This window comes from Streptomyces sp. NBC_00425, from assembly GCF_036030735.1.
GTDB lineage: Bacteria > Actinomycetota > Actinomycetes > Streptomycetales > Streptomycetaceae > Streptomyces.
This window is the reverse complement of sequence record NZ_CP107928.1, coordinates 5710811-5727938: the sequence shown is the minus strand read 5'-3', so window position 1 is coordinate 5727938 and position 17128 is coordinate 5710811. Positions and strand designations below refer to the sequence as shown.

The window sequence follows — 17128 nt, the reverse complement described above, 5'->3', positions numbered from 1 at the left end:
TGGGTGGGCTGGTCAGTGGCGGCGGTGGCGGCCGCGTGGGGGCGGCCCGTACGGGCTGACGTGCGCCGGCCGGTCCGGGGCGCGCCGGACCGTGGTCTGGTCGGCGAGGGCCCTGGTAGCGCGCACGGTCCGGGTGACGATCCGGGCCACGGTCCGGGCCACGGTCCGGGCGAACTCCCGGAACGCGTCGCCGAGCTGCTGGACGAGGTCGGCGAGGCGGGCCCGGTGGTGGGCGCCGTGTGCGCGGGCCCGGTCGGCGGTGGTGCTGGGCATAGGGGTCCTTCCCGAGGGGGGCGGCCGGAAGGCCCGGCCGCCCTGGGGTGGTCAGTCGCGCCAGCCGAACGGCGATTCGCCGTCGTCCTGGTCGACGGTCAGCTCGGCGACGGTGCGGACGGTGCAGGTGACCCGTCCGGGGTCGCGGGTGAAGCAGTCGAGGGTGGGCAGCTCGGCGGGCACGGTCAGGCAGCAGCCGGTGACCGTGCCGCCCGCGCGCGGCATCTCGTGCACGAGGCCCTCGCCGTTCACGCCATGCTCCGGAAGTGCAGGCACCAGGTGTCGTGCTCCCGGCCCGCGGTCTCCCAGTAGCGGGGGCAACTGCACGTCGTCTCCCGGGCGAGGCGGCGGGCCTCGCGGGCGGCGTGGAGCCGGCCGAGTGGCTTGCCCTTCGCCGGGGTCTCGTCGATGTCGTCGGTGTAGTCGCCAGTCAGGGCCGCGCGCCCGGCCTCGCGGGCCGCGCCGAGGACGCACAGCCCGGCGAAGACGTACGCGGCGAACGCGTGCCCCCAGCGGCCCGCGGTGACGTCTCCTCCGCCGACGGAGACGCAGAACACGAAACCGAGACCGAAGACGATTCCGACGGTCATGCTGGTGCGGGTCACCTACTCCACCTCTCCTTCGTGCGCGGCGACGTAGTGTGCACGGCGTCCCGGCTGGGACGTCGTGGCGTTCGGCCATCTGTGGCGATCACCCGATCACCGCCGGGTCCCGGCGCCGCAGCAGCGCGTCGGCGAGATCGACGGCGGCCTGCGCCAGCGAGTCCTCGACCAGTCCGTGTTCCTGACTGACGGACTCGCGCGCCTCGTGCAGGACCGCCGTGATGGCGCGGCCGACGTCCGGGTCGAGGGTGGCGATGTACGCGGCGTCGGCGGCGGCCTGCTCGTTGCCGGCCTGACCGGTGCGTGCGACGCATTCCGAGCCGTGGTGGCCGCCGGTGACGAACTCCACCCCGGGCAGGTGCGGCAGGGGCTCCGGGGTGCGGCCGGTGCGCCAAGTGCCGCCGGTGGCCGCGTTGAGGCGGGCGGACAGCAGAGCCTCGGCTTCCTGCAGCCGATGGTCTGGGCGGCCCTCGAGGGTCTTCGCCTCCGGGACTGCGACGATCACCCGGGGCCGCATACGGCTCCCGGAGCATCCGGGGCAGTAGTCCTTGCCTCCGGAGTGCCGCCAGCCGTGGGCGGCGCCGATCTGGCGTGCCTCGGCGGCGTCGAAGCCGTCGGTGATGAGGGAGGCCGCGCACGCCGAGTAGCCGTGGACGGTCTCGCAGTGGAGCGTGGTTCTGGCGCTCAAGGGTGGCTCCTGGTTTGCTGAGGGCCAGCCGCCCCTGTGTCCCTCAGGGGCGGCTGTTGTCGTACGGGTCACGGCAGGTCGGCGTACGCGGTATCCGGGTAGCCGCCCGCCTCGAGGTCGAGGGGCAGAGAGTCGAGGAACTCCTTCCGGCAGCCGCCGCACAGGGCGAGCCGGGCCGCGTCCTCGGCGCTCATCGGCCGGGAGGCGACGTCCCTGCACAGGGTGAGCAGGTGATTCGTCGGGCTCGGGATGTGCTTCGTGGTCCGGTTCACCGACCGTTCCTTGAACACGAAGGTGCGGGCCGTCGGGGTTTCGACGTCCTCGATCGAGCCGTGAAGAACTTCCAGGGCCAGGGCGGTGAACCGGGTCCCGACGAACGGCGACTCGTACAGGGCCGCGCCGCGCTCGTCGTCCTCGGCGGCCCGCATCCACTCCCGGCCGTCGGGGGTGCGGTATCCGCGGGCCGGCTCGTCGCCCCACCCTTCGGGCACGCCGCAGAACACGCACCGCAGCACCCCGGCGCCGTCGCGCCGGTAGTGGTGGTACTGCGGTTCCGCCTTGTCGCCGAGCCGGTTCTGCTCACACAGCGTGGGCGGAAGGGCATCGTCCTCGCGGGCGGGCTCGTCCTCGATCCATGCCGCGAGGGCGGCGCCGTACGCCCGGCGGGCCGCGCGCGCCGCCTTCTCCTGCTCCTCGACCTGGTCGTGCAGGACGCGCAGGTGCGGCGCGAACCGCACCAGCGCCTCGAACAGCGGGCCGGGCATGATCTCGGCGAGCCTGGCCGGGGTCCGCGTCAGGCCGGGACGGGGCTCCAGGCACAGGCGGAGGAAGTCACGGACCTCGGCCTCAGTGTCGAACTTCATCGGATTCCCTTCGGGTTGAGGACGGTCAGGAGGTGCGGGCCGAAGCCCACCCAGCGCGGCACGCCGGCCGGGATGGTCGTGCCGGTCTGCTCGGCGGCGCAGTCGAGGATTCGGCGGATGCCTGCGCGCCGGTCTTCCGGGCTGCGCTCGCCGGCCTGGACGTCGGCGAGGACCGGCCGCAGCCGGTAGGCCTCGATCCGGATGCGGCCGCGGTGGCTGGTGGTGCAGTGGCGGTCACCGATGTGGAGCCAGTCCGCCGAGTCCATGCCTGCGGCGAGGGCGAGCTGGTCAACCTGGTCGCCGAGGACGTCGCCGCCCCGGGTCCAGCTGTGCCAGACGCGGGCTCCGCCGTCGGGCCGGTAGAAGCAGAACCCGAGGTACATCTCCGGTTCGTGGCCGGCGAGCACGCTGCCCATGACGGCCCGCTCGACCGGGCTGCGGTCATCCGAAACGGTCAGGCTGGTCGCGGGGATCTCCAGAGTGGTCAAGGGTCAGTCCTCTTCCTGGTTGTGGTGGCTGCGCTGCGCGGCGACCAGAGCGTGGGTCGTGGCGACGGCCATCTGGTACAGGGCCAGGACGCCGTCCACGACACGGTCCATGCCGTCCTCGGTGTCCGCGTCGGCAGCAAGGGCGTCGAACAGGGCGCGGGCCATGCCGGTGTCGCCGTTGGCGTACGCCACAGCGAACTGACCCGCGAACCTCAGGTCCGGCGGCATGTCCTCGGGCTGGCCCGGCTGACCGGTGAACGTGTCCGCGACCTCGAACACGTACATGCCGTTCTCAGGCTTCGGGCCCGTGCCGCTCGTCGCCGCGGCGGCGAGCGCCGCGCACAGCGCGTAGCACTCGCGCTGCCCGGCCTCGATCAGCGGGCCGAGGAGCATCCCCCCGCCGACCGGGTCCCCCGCGACGGCCATCCGCATGGCCTCCTCGACCATCAGCGGCGGCATCGGGGACAGTTCAGAACCCACAGGCTTCTCCACACTCTTCGGCGTTGCAGTCGTCCGACGGCCAGGTGTGGCCGTCGAGGTCTTCGTGGTCGTCGCCCAGATGCCCCGGCGTCAGGACGCATTCCGTCTCGCCGCTGCCGTACGGCACGAAGTCCATGTGCGGGCAGTGCACCGTCGGCACCCGCGCGTCCCGCTCGTCCTCGGCGGCCTGCGCGGCCCGCTCGGCGGCCTTCTTCGCCGCCCGGGTCGCAGCGGCCTTCTTCGCAGCGGCGGAGCGGGCGGCCTTGGCCTCGGGCCGGTTACGCCACGCGGTCCGCGCCGCCCGGCGCTCCTGATCCTGCTGGGCGGCTGCCGCGCCAAGCGCCTGGAACAGTGCGCCCATCGCGTCGGCGGCGCGGCCCGGCTCACTCAGCGCCCGGTCGAAGTCGGCGACCGCACGCTCGACGACCTCAGGCGCGAACAGGTCCTCGCTCACGCGGACTCCTCCAGGAACTCGGGGTTGTTGCGGCAGGTCAAGATCGCCCGAGTCACAGCGCGGGCTCCGTAGCGGGCGACAGCGGCCTCGTGGCCCTGCTCGACGACCGCCCGGCAGATCACCGACGTCGGCGCTTCCTCGACCACCGCGGCGGCGGCCAGGCCGCGACGCCGGTTCGTCGCGCAGAACAGGCAGCCGCCCCCGGCGGCCGGGTCGACCGGCGCCGTCGGGTGCAGTCGGCAGCCGGACGGGCCGAGCTCAGCGCGGGCGTCGGTCAGCAGCCGGCGAGCCCGGTCGAGGCCCTCGCCGATCTCGTCGAGCTGCTCCGGGGCCGCAGCGAAGGCCAGCAGCCGCTCGCCGTGCTCCCCCAGGGCGCGCAGCGCGCTCCCCAGCTCGGTGGACAGGTACGTCATGCGGTCCGTGCCTCCTGGTGCGCAGCGTGCTTGCAGTCCTGGCAGGTCTTGCCGTCGCGGGATCGGAACGTGCGGCCACAGGCACACACCCGCTCCGGGTCCAACGGGTTCTCGGGCTCCCAGTGGAACGGCTCTGACGAGGCCTCAGCGGGGCTGTCCGCGACCGGGGGGACCACGGTCATCAGCGGGGCCTGAACGGGCCTCCTGCGGCCCACGGCGCGACGCTGGCCGGGCATTCCCTCGAGGTGGCCAGCGCACCGATTACGTCCCGGCCGAGTCAGCGGAACCCGGCAAACCTCGCACCGGCCGAACGGCGGTTCGTCGCCGTCTCCGTCCTCAGCCGAAGATCGATCGCTTTCGAGGACCTCGCGCGCGACGGGCTGAGGTTGAGTAACTACATCAGCCATCTCGTGGGGTAGTTCATGGTTACTACCTGGGTTATTCGTGCCTCTGTGGACCGAACCATTCGTGCCACTGTGGTCCGAACCCGGTCGTGCCTCTGTGGCACGAACTTCTTCCGCGTCCGGCGAGCCGAGTTCGTGCCTCTGTGGACCGAACTGGTTCGTGCCACTGTGGACCGAACCCCCGTCGCTGGAGTTCGTGCCACTGTGGCTCGAACCCTTGGCGGGCGTCTCCTCCTCCTTGGGACGGCGAGCCGTCGCCTTCAGGTAGTCCTCGGCGGCCTTCCAGTCCGGGTGACGGATCAGCGCGTTCAGCACGTAGACCGTCGCGATGCCCCGCCGACGCTCCCCGTCGACCAGGATCACGCCGGCCCGGATCGCAGCGTCCAGGTAGCGGCGGGCGTCCTGCTCGCGGCATCCGAAGGCCTTCGCCATGTCCTGAATGCGGATCGCCTTGCCGTCCTTGAAGCACATTCGGCCCGAGGCCGACGCCAGCGCACGGCAGGCGTACAGCGCGGTCAGGAACGGGCCCTTGAGATAGCGGGGCATCTCGCGCGACCAGTTCCAGGCCAGCGTGTTGCCGAACGAGTGCGCCGGGCTCCCCGAAGTCCGGTCGTCCTGCTGCTCTGTGCTCACGGGCGTCTCTCTGCGGTAGTGGGCGGATGGCGGTCGGGGGCCCTACCTAGGTCGGTACAGCGCCACGAAGCTCGGGAAGGCCACGTCGATGTCGTAGCGGCCGTGCTGTGCCATGACGCGGGCGAGCAGCCTGAACTGACGCGGCTCAAGCGAGCCGCGGCGGGCCTCTGCGATCAACCGGCCATGGAACGCACGACCTTCGTCCAAGGTCGGCTGACGGTGGCCGAACTGGTCGAGCCAGGCACACCAGTCGTCCGCGAGGTCCCTGGCCCACAGGACCCGGCCTCTCTCGGCTTCCGCCCAGTCGATGGCGTCCCAGTCAGCAGCCGGTGGAGCGGCTGCGAGGAGAGCCCTGTCCGGCAGTCCCAGGAGTCGAACTAGTTCGGCGAGGAATTCGGGGTCCGCCTGATCCAGCAGGACGACAGCGGCAGCCTCAGCAGGCCCGTGCAGGTTCAGCTTCACGCGGTCCCGACCGCGCCGGTCGACCTTGTTGAACCGGGGCTGCTCGTGGCGGATCGCAGCCCGCTCGGCCCGAAGCAGAAGCGCGTGGCTCGGGTACAGCGACAGGGCGACGTACTCGACCAGGCCGTACCACTCCGCGTGCCTGCGGTGCTGTTCGAGACGGGCGGTCGTCACCGTCGTCTTGCCGATGTAGAGCGGGAGCCTGTCGCCGTCGTAGAAGCGGTAGAGGAGGTTCCCGGTATCGACGCCTCCGGGCATGTCGTACTCGTCCCACGAAGCGTCTCGGTCGAGAGGGCGGGCAGGAAAGTGCCGTGCTTGATCGTTGATCATGAGACTCACCCTACCACTTTGTGTACACAAAGCTTGGGACTTGTGTACACATGTTACGGTGGCGGCATGGCGGAGATCGGAAACACAGAGATGGGCATCCGGGAGCTGCGCGAGAAGCTCAGCAAGCGGCTTGGCGCGGCGGTGAAGGGTGAGATCACGTACGTCACCAGCCATGGCGTCCGCATCGCCGCGATCGTCCCGGTCGTCGATGCCGAAGCCATCGAGGCCAGCAGGGGCATGCCGCCGCAGGAGTCCGCCGCAGCGGACTCCTGACGACAGGGCGGAGCGCCTCACCCCGAGTTCCCCGGCAGGTAGCGCAGGGCGACCTCGTACTGCTCCAGGAGGCTGGCGGCGGCCTGCAGCGGACGCTCGTCCTCGTTGGCCTTCTCCGCGAGGGCGTCGTGGCCGGCCACGAGAGCGTCGAGGGCCTCCGTGTACGTCGCCGGGCGGCCTTCCTTCCACCAGCCGACGGAAGTGGGCTCGCCGAGGTCGAACAGCTGCATCCCCGGCTTCTTCGACCAGGACCGCACGGTCCACGTGATGCACGCGCCAGGGTTGCGCGGGTCCATGTCACCGTCCGGGTCGACCGTGTCCTCGGGGAGGTCGGGGCGGCGCCGCATGTGGGGGTGCGTCAGGAACGGGCACGCCTTGACCGCGTACTCCGCGCAGTCCCGATGGCCCGGCGGCTCCGCGGTGACTCGGTTGATGCTGCACATCGGGCCCACGGTGAAGGTCTGGAACGCGCCGAGAGTGTCTCCGCACAGGAAGCACAGGTTGAAGCGGACCGCGTCCCGGATGCCCCCGGGCCGGACCAGTCGGTGGTCGGGCTGTCCGTCGACGTAGCCCACGAACCACGGCACGAGCCGGCCGTGGCGGTCGCGGGGGCGGCGGGCCATGCGCGCCGGGACCGGCACGTCCGCGTGGTGCACAACAGGAGTCACGGGGGTGCTCACCTTCGGATGGGGGGCCGGGCCGGTCATCAGCAGCCGTCCAGGTCGAGTTCGATGTCATGCCGGTGGTGTGGGCGGCCCGTCCTCGAGGGCCGGACCGTCGGCGTCGAGGGCCCCGCCAGCGGCGGGGCCTTCCGGAGCGACTTCGGCGGGTGAGCGGGCTGTCGCGGCGCCGGACGAGCCGGAGCCGGCGGCCGGGGCCGTCCTCCGCCGGTGACGTACGCGACGTCCGCGCATGCGTCCGTGGCCGGGGGCGCCGGGTCGTCCTGGTGGTCGCAGTACGCGACCCCCACGCCGACGACGACGGCGAGCACCGCGGCGGCGGCCAGGACGCGCGGGGACAGCGGGTCGGCGCTCACCGGTCCAGCTCCGGGACCGGGCGAGGCAGACCCCCGCCGCGCTTACGGAGCCGCGTTCCGGCGAGGAGCAGCAGGTTGCGGACCGTGCCGTAGGAGTAGCCGGTCTGGTCGGCGAGGCTGCGGATCGACGAGCCGGCGTAGTACTTGGCCTGCAGTTCCTCAGCCTTGGCCTGGCGCTGCTCGCCCCTCAGGCGGGGCTGGCGGGTGCTTCTCAAAGTCGGAGCCTTTCGTTCTCGTACGACTCGACCGAGTCGGCGATCTGCTGGGCGAAGGCCGCTTCCGCGCACACCTTGTGCGCGGGCCGGCCTTTGCTGTCGCGGAGTTGGGTGGGGAGGCCTCCGCACTGGTAGCGGCAGGGGCGCGGGGTGCGCCCCCAGTGCCCGTTGCTCCAGTCGAGGAGGCCGGTGGGGGGCGGGTCATCCCGTCGCGGTGTGCTGTTCCGCGCCATGGCCTCCGTCCTCCGTGCGGGTGGGGCGGAGGAGGACGAGTGCGGCGCGCTCGTCCTGGTCGAGGCCGCCCCAGACGCCGGGTCGGCCGTCGTCGAGGGCGTCGTGCAGGCACGAGGGCCTGACCGGGCAGCGCTGGCAGACCCGTTTGGCCTCGAGCCGTTCGGCGATGGCCTCGGGGTCGTTGCCTTCCGCGAACCAGTAGTCCGGGTTCTCGGACTGGCGGCATTCGGCGTTGTCGTCCCAGTGCGCGGGACGCGGCAGCGATTCGGGAGCGGAAAACCGGCTACGCATCAGGCACCTCCTGACCCGGGCCCGGACATCGTCCGGACGAGCATCCGCGACCGCGTCCGGACGGTGTCCAGGCAGGTCAACGGCCATCGGTGGGGGCGTCCGGGGTGGGCGTCCGGACGCCGTCCGGATCGCGTCCGGACACCGTCCGGACGTGTCGCGGGCGCGGGGTGCCGCGTCATGACGGCACCCCTTTCTTGCGGTACCGCTCGACGGTCGTCGCGCACAGCCCGAGCCGTTCGGACAGCTCCGTCGCGGGCATGTCCGGGTTCGCGAACCGGAACGCGAACCGCGCCTCGGCGAGCTTCAGCGGCGGCCACGGCGGGTCCCCGCGCAGGCACCGGCGGATCGCGACGACGTCCATGCCCCGGTACGTCGCCTCGGCGGGCAGCTCGGTGAGGCTGGCGTCGATGCCGTCCCGGAGGATCTTGTCGACCAGGTGCGAGCCCTCGACGCAGCCCTTCTTCCGGCAGCGGCCGGTGACCTTCCCGACCGGATCACGCCCGTGGTGCAGCCGGAACGCCAGCTGATACGCGGTCAGTCTGCGGTTCGCCATCGGCACGCCCGACGGGCCCCGACGGCCCTTCCACAGCCGGTGACCGCCCTGGAGCCGCGGCGCGGACTTCTCGAACTCCGCCCACGTCCACACCTTCAAGCGATGCCGGTACGCGGACATGCCGAGGTCGGCGCGGACCTTACGGACGGCCTCCGCGCCAACGCCGAGCTTCGCCGCGATCTGCGCGTTGCCCATGCTCTCCGTCTTGAGCGCGCGGGCGATCCGCTCCCACTTCTCCGCGTTCACGAGGCCATCGCCTCCCGGAGCTTCTTCACCGTGCGGGTACAGCAGCCGATCCGGCGGGCCAGCGTGATCACCGGCATCGACCGCGGGGCCAGCGCCACCGCGGCGGCCTTCTCCGCCGGGTTCAGACCCGGGTCGCGGAGGTGCCCGGCGACGGCCAGCTCGACGACCCACTCGTCCACGTCGAGGGCAGGCTTCGCCCGACGCGCCGCGCGCATCTCCCGGTCTTCCATGTGCGCGGGCGCCACACAGCCGGCCAGGCTGCAGCCAGGCTTGGCGTTCCCGGCGGGCGGCCGTCCGTGGGCGAGGAGGAACGCCGCCCGCGCCGCAGTGATCCGCTCCTTGCCGACGTACAGCATCGCCGTTCCGCTGGAGTCGAGGACGCCCGTCCAGCGCCGGTGGCCGCTGCTCATTTGGCGGGTCCGGGCCATGAACGCGGCCCGGATCTGCCTCGTCGACGCCTTCACCCGGCAGCCGCCTTCGCCGCCTCGCGCATGGGCCGGTCCCCCAGGTGAGCGCCGGCCACGCACCGCTTCATGACGCAGGTGACCCGCACCATGCCCTCGGGCTCCCGGCCGTGGAACATGCGGAACGCGACCCGCAGCGCCGACGTCCGGAAGTCGATCAGCGGAACCCGTTGGTTCGACCGCAGGCCGATCCACTTGCAGTGCCCGGCGCCGCCCTGCACGCTCACCGAGTGGACCGTCACGATCGCTTCCGGCGACAGCTTCGACATCGGGGACGGCACCAGGAACTCGGGCAGGTGCAGGTCGGCGCGGACCCTCGTGACGACATCCCGCGTCACACCGAACCGCCACGCCAGCTCGGCATCCGATGCGGTCTCGTGCTCCTCGCCGAGGACGTGCGCCAGGTACTCCCACGACGGCCTCATGCGCGCACCGCCCCAGACTTACGGGCCGCGCTCGCGCACTCCCGGGAGTGGTATTTCTGCGACGCCCGCGACGGCTGGAACGTCTCGCCGCAGCCCTCGCAGCCGCGGACGTGGTCGGTGCCGCGCAGCATCGTCGACACGTGCGGCGCGACCACCAGGACCGTCCTCGGCATGAAGCGGTCCAGCTCGATCGCCCCGTACTTCGCGGTGACCTGCGAGTCGTCGACCCACAGAATCCCGTTCCCCGCGTCACACACGTGCTTGAGCAAGTTGTCGACGTCGATCAATTGCATGGACGACCGGTGGAACACACAGCCCAGCGCCACGTTCCCCGTGAGCGGGCCCCGCCGCCACCAGCGGCGCAGCTTCCACTTCGTGGCCTGCTCGGCATCCTCGTCGGCCGGGTCCTTGTACGCGTGGCCGTCCTTGCTGAACCGGGGGCGACTCTTGGAGTGCGGCTCGCCGGCGACGACCGTGCCCCACGAGTCCATCGCCTGCGGGGCGAGGAGCTTCAGCAGCTCCTCGCCCCGCTCGCGGTCCGGCAGGACACTCACCGGACGTCATCCCGGAGGACCGCCCGTGTCACGTACCCGCCCGGCTTGAACTGGGCGGGCAGAGACGGGTTGCGGACCTTCGTCAGGACCACGTCATCGGCGGTCCGCGCATCCGCGTTCACCTCGGCGTACAGCGTGTCGCCGAACGCCTCGAGGGTCAGCCCCGTCCGAGAGTTCACCACCTGGTCCAGCGGCACCGTCACCAGCTGGTCGGCGCTGAACGCGGAGACGAGGGCCTGCGCCGTCCGAGCGGCCACGTCGACCGACCGCACCGTCACCGGCGCATCGATACGCCCGGCACCCCAGCGGGCCCGGATGTACGCCCACCCGAAGTCCGACACCACCGGCTCCCGGCCCGGACGCCAGTACACGTACCGGCGCACCGCCAGCTTCGGCAGCAGGTCACGCGAGTCGTCGAACGGGTCGCCTTCCGCGATCCGCGTCAGCAAGCCCTCCAACTCGCGGCGCAGCGGCTTCTCCGTGGCGAAGGTGACCGCGCGGATCATCGCGGCCCGCCACGACAGCGTGCCCCGCGTCGACTCCGCCGAGCACGGACAGCCCGTGACCCGCTCGATCAGCTCGTCGTCATCGACGTGCCCCGAGCACTCCCGCACACTGGCGCGGCCCTGCGCGCACAGCACCGTCGTGCAGCAACCGCAGTCCGGACAGGGCGGGTTGTCCGGCCGCACGTACACCGGGCCGAACGACTCGTGCACGCTGTCGTCGTACATGCTCACGCTTCCCCCAGGGGTTCGCAGTGCCAGCAGGAGAGGGTGCCGTCCGCCTGCACGGCATGAGCGGTGACCCTGAACTCGGCTGGGCAGTAGTGGTATTCGGCCGTGTCGTACGGCGCGTAAGAGTCGATGACCTCGAGCCGGCCGGTCCCCGGCGACACAGGAACCTGCTCGACCTCGGAGACGTGCAACCGGCGGGCCGGGGCACCCGCAGGCACCCCGGCACGGCCGCTCCGCAGAGCGGCCAGGGCGAGGGCGCCGGAACCCGCGTAGCAGGCTCCGACGCCGATGCTGACAAAGGCGTCCATCAGGACCCGGCTCCCGACGGCGCGGGGATCAGCGGCCACCCGAACGGCGAGTCGTCGACCTGCCCGTACGTGCGGGCCTGGTACTCGCGGAAGCTCTCGTCCTGCTTCTGCGCCCAGTCGACCTGATTCGCGTGCAGCCGGCCGATGTCGGCCTGCCCGATCCGCTGGTGCCGCTGGCCGATCTTCCAGACCACACCGCACGCCGCCTTGGCGTCGACCTCACTGTTGTGGGCGCCGCCTTCCAGCTTCACGCCGTAGTGGTGGCACAGGTCGACCAGGCGGCGCGACCCCTTGCGGAACTGGTCGACTTCCTTGTCCAGGACGCGCGGGTCGAGGACGACGGGCGTCACCCGCTCCCACAGCGGCAGCACCCCGTACCGGACGCACTCTCGCCACAGGATCGTCAGGTCGAACTGGGCGCACATCGCCACCACCGGCCAGCCGCCCTTGGTGAGTTCGGCCAGCGCAGCGGTGATCTCCGCAACGACCTCGCCGGCCGGTCGGCCCTCCAGTCGGGCACGCTGCGTCGAGTAGCCGTGGATGTCGGCAGCGGCGGCCGGGATCTCCGCGCCGTCCAGGTCGGAGATCCAGTTCTGGGCCTCGGTCGGCATGCCGCCGCCCCAGCGCACGACAGCAGCGGTGACGATGCGGGCCGTCTCGACATCCACGCCGGTGGTTTCGAGGTCGAAGCCGATCAAGGGACGCCGGGTCCAGGTGAACGCCTTCATACCGTGTGCTTCCTTCCGCTACGCCGGGCCTTCGAGGCCTTCCGGCGGGGCTGGCTGCGCTTCACAGGCAGCCGGCCGGTGATGGTGTGGGTGGGCATGTCCTGCGACGCCTCAGCGGCCTTAGAGGCCGCCTCCGCCTCGGCGAGGAGGCGGGCATCCTCCGGGTTCGGGGCGTGCAGCACCTGCACCTGCCCGGCCTCCCCCGCGTCATCGGTCTTCACCAGCGCGACCAGCTCGGCGCTCATCGGCACGACCTTCGCCAGACGGCGCACACAGCTCTTGCGCCACATGTCCAGGAAGTGGGTGTGCCAGAACGAGTCCGTGCGACCCTCGGCCTTCGCAGCCTGGTAGGCGGCGCTGTACTCGTCGCGGATCGCCTCGGCGTCCTCGCGACTGAGGATGATGACCTGCGAACGCGCCCCACCCCGCAGCCACGCGAACGCGTAGCACAGGACGACGTCGCCGCGCTCCGCCTTCGACTTGGTGAGGTCGGGCCGGTGCACGAAGTCGTCCGGGGATGGCGCGGTCGGTGTGTAGCTGTACTCGTCGCCCGCCCGGATCTCCCCGACGTGCACCGAGGCCACTGCGCCCGACCGGTACATCAGGTCGACGAAGCCCTGCGCCATCGGCACGAACACCGCGGTGGTGCCCTCGCGCTTGATGACCGCGTGCTTCTCGTCCGGGACCAAGCCGAACTTCGCGCACGTCAGGAGCGCCTGCAGCGTGCTCGCCGGCGTGCACCGGGCCAGCTTCGGCAGGATCGCCCGCACCGCCGCGAAGAACGAGGACCGGTCGATGTGCGCGGGCAGCGCCTCCTCGAACTCGGCCGAGTAGCGGGCCAGCCACGCCATGACGGTCTTGTCCATGGCGGGCGCGACGTCCTCGGTGCCCTTCACGTCGGCGAGCTGCGCCGGAACGTCGGCTGCCTGGTCGTGCCGCTCCTCGACGGGAGCCGCCGCGCGGGTACGGGCGGCGCGCAAACGGGATTTCAGATCGTTGGTCATCGCGCAGCCTTCTTCGTCGTCTTGGTCGTGGAGCGGCGGAGCTGACGGGAGCGGCACAGCCGGTACTCCTCCGGGGACTCGGCCTTGAGCCGGTCCATGTCCAAGGCATCCGCCTTGTGCGTGTACTTCGCCGCCAGTTCGGGGTAGTCCGCGGTGAACCGCTTCGAGGAGAACGTGGAGTTCTGCTTGAAGGTCCAGGCCGGTCGACCAGCGGCCATGACGACCTCAGCGTCACCGGCCAGCAACCGCATCTCGTTCTGGACGGCGCGGAGCTGCTCCTCGGCCGCCTTGACCTTCTCCGTCAGCCGCTCCTCGCGGTCCAGGAGCGTCTTGGCCTTCTCCTCGGCGACCGTGACGACCTTCTCCGGCTGGACCTGCCACAGGCGGGCCAGGAGGCTCGTCGTGGCTTCCAGGCCGTCAGCGGGGGGCGGGAAACCGTCGACGATGTGCCGCTGATACCAGGCCTCGCAGTGCCCGACGAGTTCTTCGATGATCTCCTCGTCGCGCTCCAGGCGGAACCAGCGCAGCTTGTTCCCGCCGACCAGCGCGGCGACGTAGGCGTGGTCCCAGCCGCCGACCGCCATGTACCAGTGCGCCTGAAGGGCGGGCCCGTCCGGGACGCCGTCCTCCCAGTCGTCGGCCTGGTACTCCGAGCGGTTCTTCAGCTCCAGCGGGGCGACGATCCGGCCCTCGGCGTCCAGGACGTAGCGGTCGACGTTCGCCCGCATCCACGGCCGCGCGATGTTCTGGATCATCCCGGACGGCATGCGTGTCTTCAGCCCGGACCGCTTGGTGAACATGCGGGCGATGAACGCCTCGATCTCGCGGCCGATCTCGGCGGGCTCCGTCTCGCGGAACGTCGGCCGGCCGTGCTTCTCCTCGAAGACGTGCCGAGGGCTGGCGTACTTGCCCGCCAGGCCGAACAGCGCGGCGACGTCGGAGCCGCCGATGCCCTCGCGGCGTACGGCCTCCCACTTCTTCCGGGACGCCCGACGGCCCAGCAGCAGCGTCGCGGCGGGACCTTCCTGCACGGTCACCCGCGCCGCAGGCTTGCGGCGGCAGGGCGTCGGCGCGGCCAACTGGACCGGGCCGGCCGGGATGTCGGAGCAGTCGACGGAGCGGGTGTCCGACTCCAGCAGACTCATCTGCATCATCACTTCGTGTCCCCCGTCGTCGTGTTGGCGGCCTTGGCGGCGAGCATCCGGGCGTCGCAGTCGGCAAGGAACAGCGCCGCAGACCGCGCCGACGGAGTCCCGTGGTTCCGGTCGTTGAAGCCGCGCACCGCGTCGGCGGCCGAGCCCTGGCCGCGCTTCAGCAGCAGCTCGATGCCGGACTGCGCGCTCATCCACGGGTTCGCACCCACCGCGTCCGCGAGGATCGCGACAGCCTGAGCGAACTCCCCGCCGGGGCTCTGGATACGAGGCCCCCGCCGTGCCGACTTAGCCGCCTGCTCGGCGAACACCCGGGCCTCGGCCAGGACCGCGTCGTACATGTCCTCGTGGCCGCACAGGTTCGTCCACCGGTCGCACGACAGACGCCGCCCGTCACGAACGAAGTGGTGCAGGACCGTCTCACCGCGCGGGCCGCCGCAGCTGGCGCAGCGCGCCGAGATGGTGACCTCGGAGATCCGCACGCCCTCGTAGCCGCGCTGGGTGCCGTAGTTGGGGACGCGGACCGTCATGCTGACGGGCAGCGGCACCGGCTCACCCGCCTCGACGTACCGCACCCACACGGCCGTTCCCCGGGCGTGGGGGTGGGCCGACGCTTCGTAGAAGCCGACAGGCCGGTAGATCGGGTTCGCCCCGGCGCGGATGTCCCGCGCGGCACGGGCGGCGTCCACCCGGATCCGGTAGACGCCGACGGGGAACTCCCGCCCCGGCTCCAGCTGGCACTTCCACGCGATGGCCTGGTGGTCGACCTTCTCCCGGCGCTCGTTGTCGCACATGGTCATCGGCCTCCGTTCTTGCGGGACTGCTCCGTCTGGCGGGGCAGGCGGACGGCGACCACGGCGCGGCGGCCGCCGAAGGACGACGGGCGGACCAGCGGGGCGCAGAGCGGGCAGGTACGCGGGTTGTGCTTCACGCGACCTCACCGGCCTTCTGCATGCGCTGCCGCGCGGCCTCGATGACGGCCTGTCGTGCGCGCTGCTCCTTGACCTGGCGGGCGATCACCGAGAAAGGCAGGACCGCGACGCACGCGGCCATCAGCACGAGGACGATGAGAGAGAGGACCTCGGTCACAGGGCACCCCCGGGCAGCATCGGGAGGGTGCCGAGCGGGCGGCCGGCCAGCAGCTGGCGCAGGTCCGTGCTCGTCAGGCCGGTGGAGTCCGGCAGGAGGTAGGTGGCCCACACGTGCACCGGCACGTCACGGTAGGAGGTGACGAGCTGAGCGACGCCGTGTCCGTCGTCGTCGCGGTAGTGCGAGGTGCGGGCGACGGTGCCGCCCATGACCTCCGCGCAGTCGTCGATGATCTCGCCGTGACCGGTCTCGGCGACGAGGCGGCCGGTCAGGACCCCGGGCCTCTCACCTACCGACCAGGTGATCGAACCGAGCTGGGGGTGCTCGGCCAGGAGGTGAGCGAGCGCCGCAGCGGCAGCCTGCTCAGGGGTAAGGTTGCTGTCCATTGGGACCTCAAATCCACGTAGTTGAGGGTTCCTGGTGGGCGGGGCCGCTGAGACCGGGCAAGGGTCTGCGGTCCCGCTCGCCGTCATCCGGAGCTGGTTGCCCGTCGCGCCCGAGCCGGGCGGATCGTGCGGAGCGTCGTGACGGCGGGGGCGTCGTCCTCGAGGACCGGCGCAGCCGGGTCCTGTGCGGGGACGACCGTGCGGGCGGCCTGGATGAGCCGCAGCTCGCATTCGCAGAACAGGCGTCGCTCACCGATGTGCTGGTGAATGAACCTGGTGACGTTGTCCTGGAGGAACCGCGGCTTGCAGCCCAGCTTCTCGGCGGCCTGGTCGTAGTCGTAGTTGCGGACCACGGCGCAGGTGCAGTGCGGGCGGCTGCCCGCGCGCGGCAGGGCGTTCATGCCTTGCTCCCCTTCGCCGAAGCCACCGGGCGCGGGATGAACGTGTCCAGCTCGATCCCGTACGCCCAGGCGAGCGCGGTGACGATGGGCAGAGTCGGCACGCCACGGCCGGCCAGGAGGCGCGACACGGCGGACCGGTCGATACCGGCCCTCTTGGCAATGTCGTCGTGTGTGAGGTCGCCCCTCGACGTCGCCCGTTCCAGCAGTACGCCGGTCTGGAGCATGAGCACTGGGACCCCTCCTTTCATGTGCATGCATGCGCGCTCTGTTCGTGCATGCATGCACAACCTAGATCACGTGCACGCGTGCACACAACCGCGACACGTCAAACAGGATTAATGTGATTTTTAGGTGATGCGGCGGCATGCCCGCTGGGGCGCAACCAGCGCATATGTCCCATGGGGGCGATCACCAGCCGATCGTGCACGCATGCACGCCCTCCCCAAGCAGTTGCACGCCCACTAACCTCGCGTGTATGCGGAGCAAGGGATCACTCGGACGGCCGGACGACGCCGGTGCCTTCGGCACACTCGTCGCCTCCCTGGCCGTCCAGGCCGGATACGACATCGCGCCCTACGGCACGGGCAGACGCAAGCTGACAGACCAGACGGGCATGAGCGCCTCAGCCGTCAGCCGCATGCTGCGCGGGGAGACACTCCCGAAGCCAGAGAACATCATCGCGCTGGCCCGCGCCCTCAAGGTCGACGAGCGCCGACTGCTGGACGCGGCAGGGATTCCCCTGTCCGGTCGCACAAAACAGACAGACGCCGCAGTAGTGTCGTTTCCCCAGTCGCCTGCCCCCGAGGCGATCGCGGACTTCCTGGGCATCACCCTGCCCCACGTTCGCAGGATGCTGACCAGCAGCATTGAACAAGCCCTTCGACTGCAGCGCGAGGCAGACAGCGTCCAGGACGGCGACGACGGGGGGGCCGCCGTAGGAACGTAG

33 protein-coding genes are annotated in these 17128 nt (G+C 71.3%); 2 read left to right on the top strand and 31 right to left on the bottom strand.

Features of this window, described 5'->3' with window-relative positions; translation table 11 throughout:
- Positions 1–12: 12 nt before the first annotated feature.
- From OHS82_RS24970 to OHS82_RS24920, 11 genes are all read right to left on the bottom strand, one after another.
- Positions 13–273 carry a hypothetical protein gene (locus tag OHS82_RS24970; protein WP_328434528.1) on the bottom strand — a complete coding sequence of 87 codons (261 nt, stop codon included), beginning with the start codon at positions 271–273 and terminating at the stop codon, positions 13–15.
- 51 nt (positions 274–324) lie between these two features.
- A complete protein-coding gene (locus tag OHS82_RS24965) occupies positions 325–525 on the bottom strand; it encodes a hypothetical protein (RefSeq protein WP_328434527.1) in 201 nt (66 codons plus the stop codon).
- Positions 522–878, bottom strand: coding sequence for a hypothetical protein (locus OHS82_RS24960; protein WP_328434526.1), 357 nt, complete (start codon positions 876–878; stop codon positions 522–524). The genes OHS82_RS24965 and OHS82_RS24960 overlap by 4 nt, the downstream gene beginning before the upstream one ends.
- An 85-nt stretch (positions 879–963) precedes the next feature.
- Positions 964–1563: a hypothetical protein gene (locus tag OHS82_RS24955; protein WP_328434525.1), complete on the bottom strand. Its 600-nt coding sequence runs from the start codon at positions 1561–1563 to the stop codon at positions 964–966.
- Between the two features lie 68 nt (positions 1564–1631).
- Positions 1632–2426: a hypothetical protein gene (locus OHS82_RS24950; protein ID WP_328434524.1), complete on the bottom strand. Its 795-nt coding sequence runs from the start codon at positions 2424–2426 to the stop codon at positions 1632–1634.
- The gene (locus OHS82_RS24945; protein WP_328434523.1) at positions 2423–2914 is read right to left on the bottom strand and encodes a hypothetical protein; all 492 of its coding nucleotides are present in this window, start codon (positions 2912–2914) and stop codon (positions 2423–2425) included. Before OHS82_RS24945 ends, OHS82_RS24950 begins: the two co-directional genes overlap by 4 nt.
- Before the next feature lie 3 nt (positions 2915–2917).
- A complete protein-coding gene (locus tag OHS82_RS24940) occupies positions 2918–3394 on the bottom strand; it encodes a hypothetical protein (RefSeq protein ID WP_328434522.1) in 477 nt (158 codons plus the stop codon).
- Positions 3384–3848 (bottom strand): hypothetical protein, encoded by a 465-nt coding sequence (locus tag OHS82_RS24935; RefSeq protein WP_328434521.1) that lies wholly within the window; start codon positions 3846–3848, stop codon positions 3384–3386. The genes OHS82_RS24940 and OHS82_RS24935 overlap by 11 nt, the downstream gene beginning before the upstream one ends.
- Entirely contained in the window at positions 3845–4261 is a 417-nt protein-coding gene (locus OHS82_RS24930; protein ID WP_328434520.1) for a hypothetical protein, read from the bottom strand. Before OHS82_RS24930 ends, OHS82_RS24935 begins: the two co-directional genes overlap by 4 nt.
- A complete protein-coding gene (locus OHS82_RS24925) occupies positions 4258–5298 on the bottom strand; it encodes a hypothetical protein (protein ID WP_328434519.1) in 1041 nt (346 codons plus the stop codon). The genes OHS82_RS24930 and OHS82_RS24925 overlap by 4 nt, the downstream gene beginning before the upstream one ends.
- Positions 5299–5340: 42 nt before the next feature.
- Entirely contained in the window at positions 5341–6090 is a 750-nt protein-coding gene (locus tag OHS82_RS24920; protein WP_328434518.1) for a GIY-YIG nuclease family protein, read from the bottom strand.
- 66 nt (positions 6091–6156) lie between these two features.
- Here OHS82_RS24920 and OHS82_RS24915 point away from each other — a divergent pair, with 66 nt between their 5' ends.
- Positions 6157–6363 (top strand): type II toxin-antitoxin system prevent-host-death family antitoxin, encoded by a 207-nt coding sequence (locus tag OHS82_RS24915; RefSeq protein WP_328434517.1) that lies wholly within the window; start codon positions 6157–6159, stop codon positions 6361–6363.
- A 17-nt stretch (positions 6364–6380) separates the two neighbouring features.
- On the opposite strand, the gene OHS82_RS24910 is transcribed toward OHS82_RS24915, so the two are convergent.
- The 20 genes from OHS82_RS24910 to OHS82_RS24815 all read right to left on the bottom strand — a co-directional run bounded on the left by OHS82_RS24910 (position 6381) and on the right by OHS82_RS24815 (position 16406).
- The gene (locus tag OHS82_RS24910; RefSeq protein WP_328434516.1) at positions 6381–7031 is read right to left on the bottom strand and encodes a hypothetical protein; all 651 of its coding nucleotides are present in this window, start codon (positions 7029–7031) and stop codon (positions 6381–6383) included.
- 38 nt (positions 7032–7069) lie between these two features.
- Positions 7070–7399, bottom strand: coding sequence for a hypothetical protein (locus OHS82_RS24905; RefSeq protein ID WP_328434515.1), 330 nt, complete (start codon positions 7397–7399; stop codon positions 7070–7072).
- Positions 7396–7614 carry a helix-turn-helix domain-containing protein gene (locus OHS82_RS24900; RefSeq protein WP_328434514.1) on the bottom strand — a complete coding sequence of 73 codons (219 nt, stop codon included), beginning with the start codon at positions 7612–7614 and terminating at the stop codon, positions 7396–7398. Before OHS82_RS24900 ends, OHS82_RS24905 begins: the two co-directional genes overlap by 4 nt.
- Positions 7611–7847, bottom strand: coding sequence for a hypothetical protein (locus OHS82_RS24895; protein ID WP_328434513.1), 237 nt, complete (start codon positions 7845–7847; stop codon positions 7611–7613). Before OHS82_RS24895 ends, OHS82_RS24900 begins: the two co-directional genes overlap by 4 nt.
- Positions 7816–8139 carry a WhiB family transcriptional regulator gene (locus OHS82_RS24890; protein WP_328434512.1) on the bottom strand — a complete coding sequence of 108 codons (324 nt, stop codon included), beginning with the start codon at positions 8137–8139 and terminating at the stop codon, positions 7816–7818. Before OHS82_RS24890 ends, OHS82_RS24895 begins: the two co-directional genes overlap by 32 nt.
- A 175-nt stretch (positions 8140–8314) precedes the next feature.
- Positions 8315–8938, bottom strand: a complete 624-nt coding sequence (locus tag OHS82_RS24885; protein ID WP_328434511.1) for a hypothetical protein — start codon at positions 8936–8938, stop codon at positions 8315–8317.
- A complete protein-coding gene (locus tag OHS82_RS24880; RefSeq protein ID WP_328434510.1) occupies positions 8935–9348 on the bottom strand; it encodes a hypothetical protein in 414 nt (137 codons plus the stop codon). Before OHS82_RS24880 ends, OHS82_RS24885 begins: the two co-directional genes overlap by 4 nt.
- A gap of 50 nt (positions 9349–9398) precedes the next feature.
- A complete protein-coding gene (locus OHS82_RS24875; protein WP_328434509.1) occupies positions 9399–9827 on the bottom strand; it encodes a hypothetical protein in 429 nt (142 codons plus the stop codon).
- Positions 9824–10381, bottom strand: coding sequence for a RusA family crossover junction endodeoxyribonuclease (locus tag OHS82_RS24870; protein ID WP_328434508.1), 558 nt, complete (start codon positions 10379–10381; stop codon positions 9824–9826). Before OHS82_RS24870 ends, OHS82_RS24875 begins: the two co-directional genes overlap by 4 nt.
- Positions 10378–11112 carry a hypothetical protein gene (locus OHS82_RS24865; RefSeq protein WP_328434507.1) on the bottom strand — a complete coding sequence of 245 codons (735 nt, stop codon included), beginning with the start codon at positions 11110–11112 and terminating at the stop codon, positions 10378–10380. The genes OHS82_RS24870 and OHS82_RS24865 overlap by 4 nt, the downstream gene beginning before the upstream one ends.
- A gap of 2 nt (positions 11113–11114) precedes the next feature.
- Positions 11115–11423, bottom strand: coding sequence for a hypothetical protein (locus tag OHS82_RS24860; RefSeq protein ID WP_328434506.1), 309 nt, complete (start codon positions 11421–11423; stop codon positions 11115–11117).
- On the bottom strand, positions 11423–12151 hold the full coding sequence (locus OHS82_RS24855) for an exonuclease domain-containing protein (protein WP_328434505.1): 729 nt from the start codon (positions 12149–12151) through the stop codon (positions 11423–11425). The genes OHS82_RS24860 and OHS82_RS24855 overlap by 1 nt, the downstream gene beginning before the upstream one ends.
- The gene (locus OHS82_RS24850; RefSeq protein WP_328434504.1) at positions 12148–13155 is read right to left on the bottom strand and encodes a recombinase RecT; all 1008 of its coding nucleotides are present in this window, start codon (positions 13153–13155) and stop codon (positions 12148–12150) included. Before OHS82_RS24850 ends, OHS82_RS24855 begins: the two co-directional genes overlap by 4 nt.
- Positions 13152–14309 carry a YqaJ viral recombinase family nuclease gene (locus OHS82_RS24845; RefSeq protein ID WP_328434503.1) on the bottom strand — a complete coding sequence of 386 codons (1158 nt, stop codon included), beginning with the start codon at positions 14307–14309 and terminating at the stop codon, positions 13152–13154. Before OHS82_RS24845 ends, OHS82_RS24850 begins: the two co-directional genes overlap by 4 nt.
- On the bottom strand, positions 14309–15106 hold the full coding sequence (locus OHS82_RS24840) for a hypothetical protein (RefSeq protein ID WP_328434502.1): 798 nt from the start codon (positions 15104–15106) through the stop codon (positions 14309–14311). Before OHS82_RS24840 ends, OHS82_RS24845 begins: the two co-directional genes overlap by 1 nt.
- Entirely contained in the window at positions 15103–15237 is a 135-nt protein-coding gene (locus tag OHS82_RS24835) for a hypothetical protein (RefSeq protein WP_328434501.1), read from the bottom strand. Before OHS82_RS24835 ends, OHS82_RS24840 begins: the two co-directional genes overlap by 4 nt.
- Positions 15234–15395 (bottom strand): hypothetical protein, encoded by a 162-nt coding sequence (locus OHS82_RS24830; RefSeq protein WP_328434500.1) that lies wholly within the window; start codon positions 15393–15395, stop codon positions 15234–15236. The genes OHS82_RS24835 and OHS82_RS24830 overlap by 4 nt, the downstream gene beginning before the upstream one ends.
- Positions 15392–15781 (bottom strand): hypothetical protein, encoded by a 390-nt coding sequence (locus OHS82_RS24825; protein WP_328434499.1) that lies wholly within the window; start codon positions 15779–15781, stop codon positions 15392–15394. Before OHS82_RS24825 ends, OHS82_RS24830 begins: the two co-directional genes overlap by 4 nt.
- An 83-nt stretch (positions 15782–15864) precedes the next feature.
- Entirely contained in the window at positions 15865–16182 is a 318-nt protein-coding gene (locus tag OHS82_RS24820) for a hypothetical protein (RefSeq protein WP_328434498.1), read from the bottom strand.
- Complete coding sequence (locus OHS82_RS24815; RefSeq protein WP_328436103.1) at positions 16179–16406, bottom strand: helix-turn-helix transcriptional regulator; 228 nt, start codon at positions 16404–16406, stop codon at positions 16179–16181. Before OHS82_RS24815 ends, OHS82_RS24820 begins: the two co-directional genes overlap by 4 nt.
- 251 nt (positions 16407–16657) lie before the next feature.
- On the opposite strand from OHS82_RS24815, the gene OHS82_RS24810 reads away from it, so the two are divergent.
- Entirely contained in the window at positions 16658–17128 is a 471-nt protein-coding gene (locus tag OHS82_RS24810) for a helix-turn-helix domain-containing protein (RefSeq protein WP_328434497.1), read from the top strand.

Bases quoted from the DNA above. Each gene is read 5' to 3' on its own strand.
- OHS82_RS24970 (WP_328434528.1), bottom strand. From the start codon at position 273: ATGCCCAGCACCACCGCCGACCGGGCCCGCGCACACGGCGCCCACCAC.
- OHS82_RS24950 (WP_328434524.1), bottom strand. From the start codon at position 2,426: ATGAAGTTCGACACTGAGGCCGAGGTCCGTGACTTCCTCCGCCTGTGC.
- OHS82_RS24930 (WP_328434520.1), bottom strand. From the start codon at position 4,261: ATGACGTACCTGTCCACCGAGCTGGGGAGCGCGCTGCGCGCCCTGGGG.
- OHS82_RS24920 (WP_328434518.1), bottom strand. From the start codon at position 6,090: ATGATCAACGATCAAGCACGGCACTTTCCTGCCCGCCCTCTCGACCGA.
- OHS82_RS24915 (WP_328434517.1), top strand. From the start codon at position 6,157: ATGGCGGAGATCGGAAACACAGAGATGGGCATCCGGGAGCTGCGCGAG.
- OHS82_RS24895 (WP_328434513.1), bottom strand. From the start codon at position 7,847: ATGGCGCGGAACAGCACACCGCGACGGGATGACCCGCCCCCCACCGGC.
- OHS82_RS24890 (WP_328434512.1), bottom strand. From the start codon at position 8,139: ATGCGTAGCCGGTTTTCCGCTCCCGAATCGCTGCCGCGTCCCGCGCAC.
- OHS82_RS24880 (WP_328434510.1), bottom strand. From the start codon at position 9,348: ATGAGCAGCGGCCACCGGCGCTGGACGGGCGTCCTCGACTCCAGCGGA.
- OHS82_RS24875 (WP_328434509.1), bottom strand. From the start codon at position 9,827: ATGAGGCCGTCGTGGGAGTACCTGGCGCACGTCCTCGGCGAGGAGCAC.
- OHS82_RS24865 (WP_328434507.1), bottom strand. From the start codon at position 11,112: ATGTACGACGACAGCGTGCACGAGTCGTTCGGCCCGGTGTACGTGCGG.
- OHS82_RS24860 (WP_328434506.1), bottom strand. From the start codon at position 11,423: ATGGACGCCTTTGTCAGCATCGGCGTCGGAGCCTGCTACGCGGGTTCC.
- OHS82_RS24855 (WP_328434505.1), bottom strand. From the start codon at position 12,151: ATGAAGGCGTTCACCTGGACCCGGCGTCCCTTGATCGGCTTCGACCTC.
- OHS82_RS24850 (WP_328434504.1), bottom strand. From the start codon at position 13,155: ATGACCAACGATCTGAAATCCCGTTTGCGCGCCGCCCGTACCCGCGCG.
- OHS82_RS24845 (WP_328434503.1), bottom strand. From the start codon at position 14,309: ATGATGCAGATGAGTCTGCTGGAGTCGGACACCCGCTCCGTCGACTGC.
- OHS82_RS24840 (WP_328434502.1), bottom strand. From the start codon at position 15,106: ATGACCATGTGCGACAACGAGCGCCGGGAGAAGGTCGACCACCAGGCC.
- OHS82_RS24825 (WP_328434499.1), bottom strand. From the start codon at position 15,781: ATGGACAGCAACCTTACCCCTGAGCAGGCTGCCGCTGCGGCGCTCGCT.
- OHS82_RS24820 (WP_328434498.1), bottom strand. From the start codon at position 16,182: ATGAACGCCCTGCCGCGCGCGGGCAGCCGCCCGCACTGCACCTGCGCC.
- OHS82_RS24815 (WP_328436103.1), bottom strand. From the start codon at position 16,406: ATGCTCCAGACCGGCGTACTGCTGGAACGGGCGACGTCGAGGGGCGAC.
- OHS82_RS24810 (WP_328434497.1), top strand. From the start codon at position 16,658: ATGCGGAGCAAGGGATCACTCGGACGGCCGGACGACGCCGGTGCCTTC.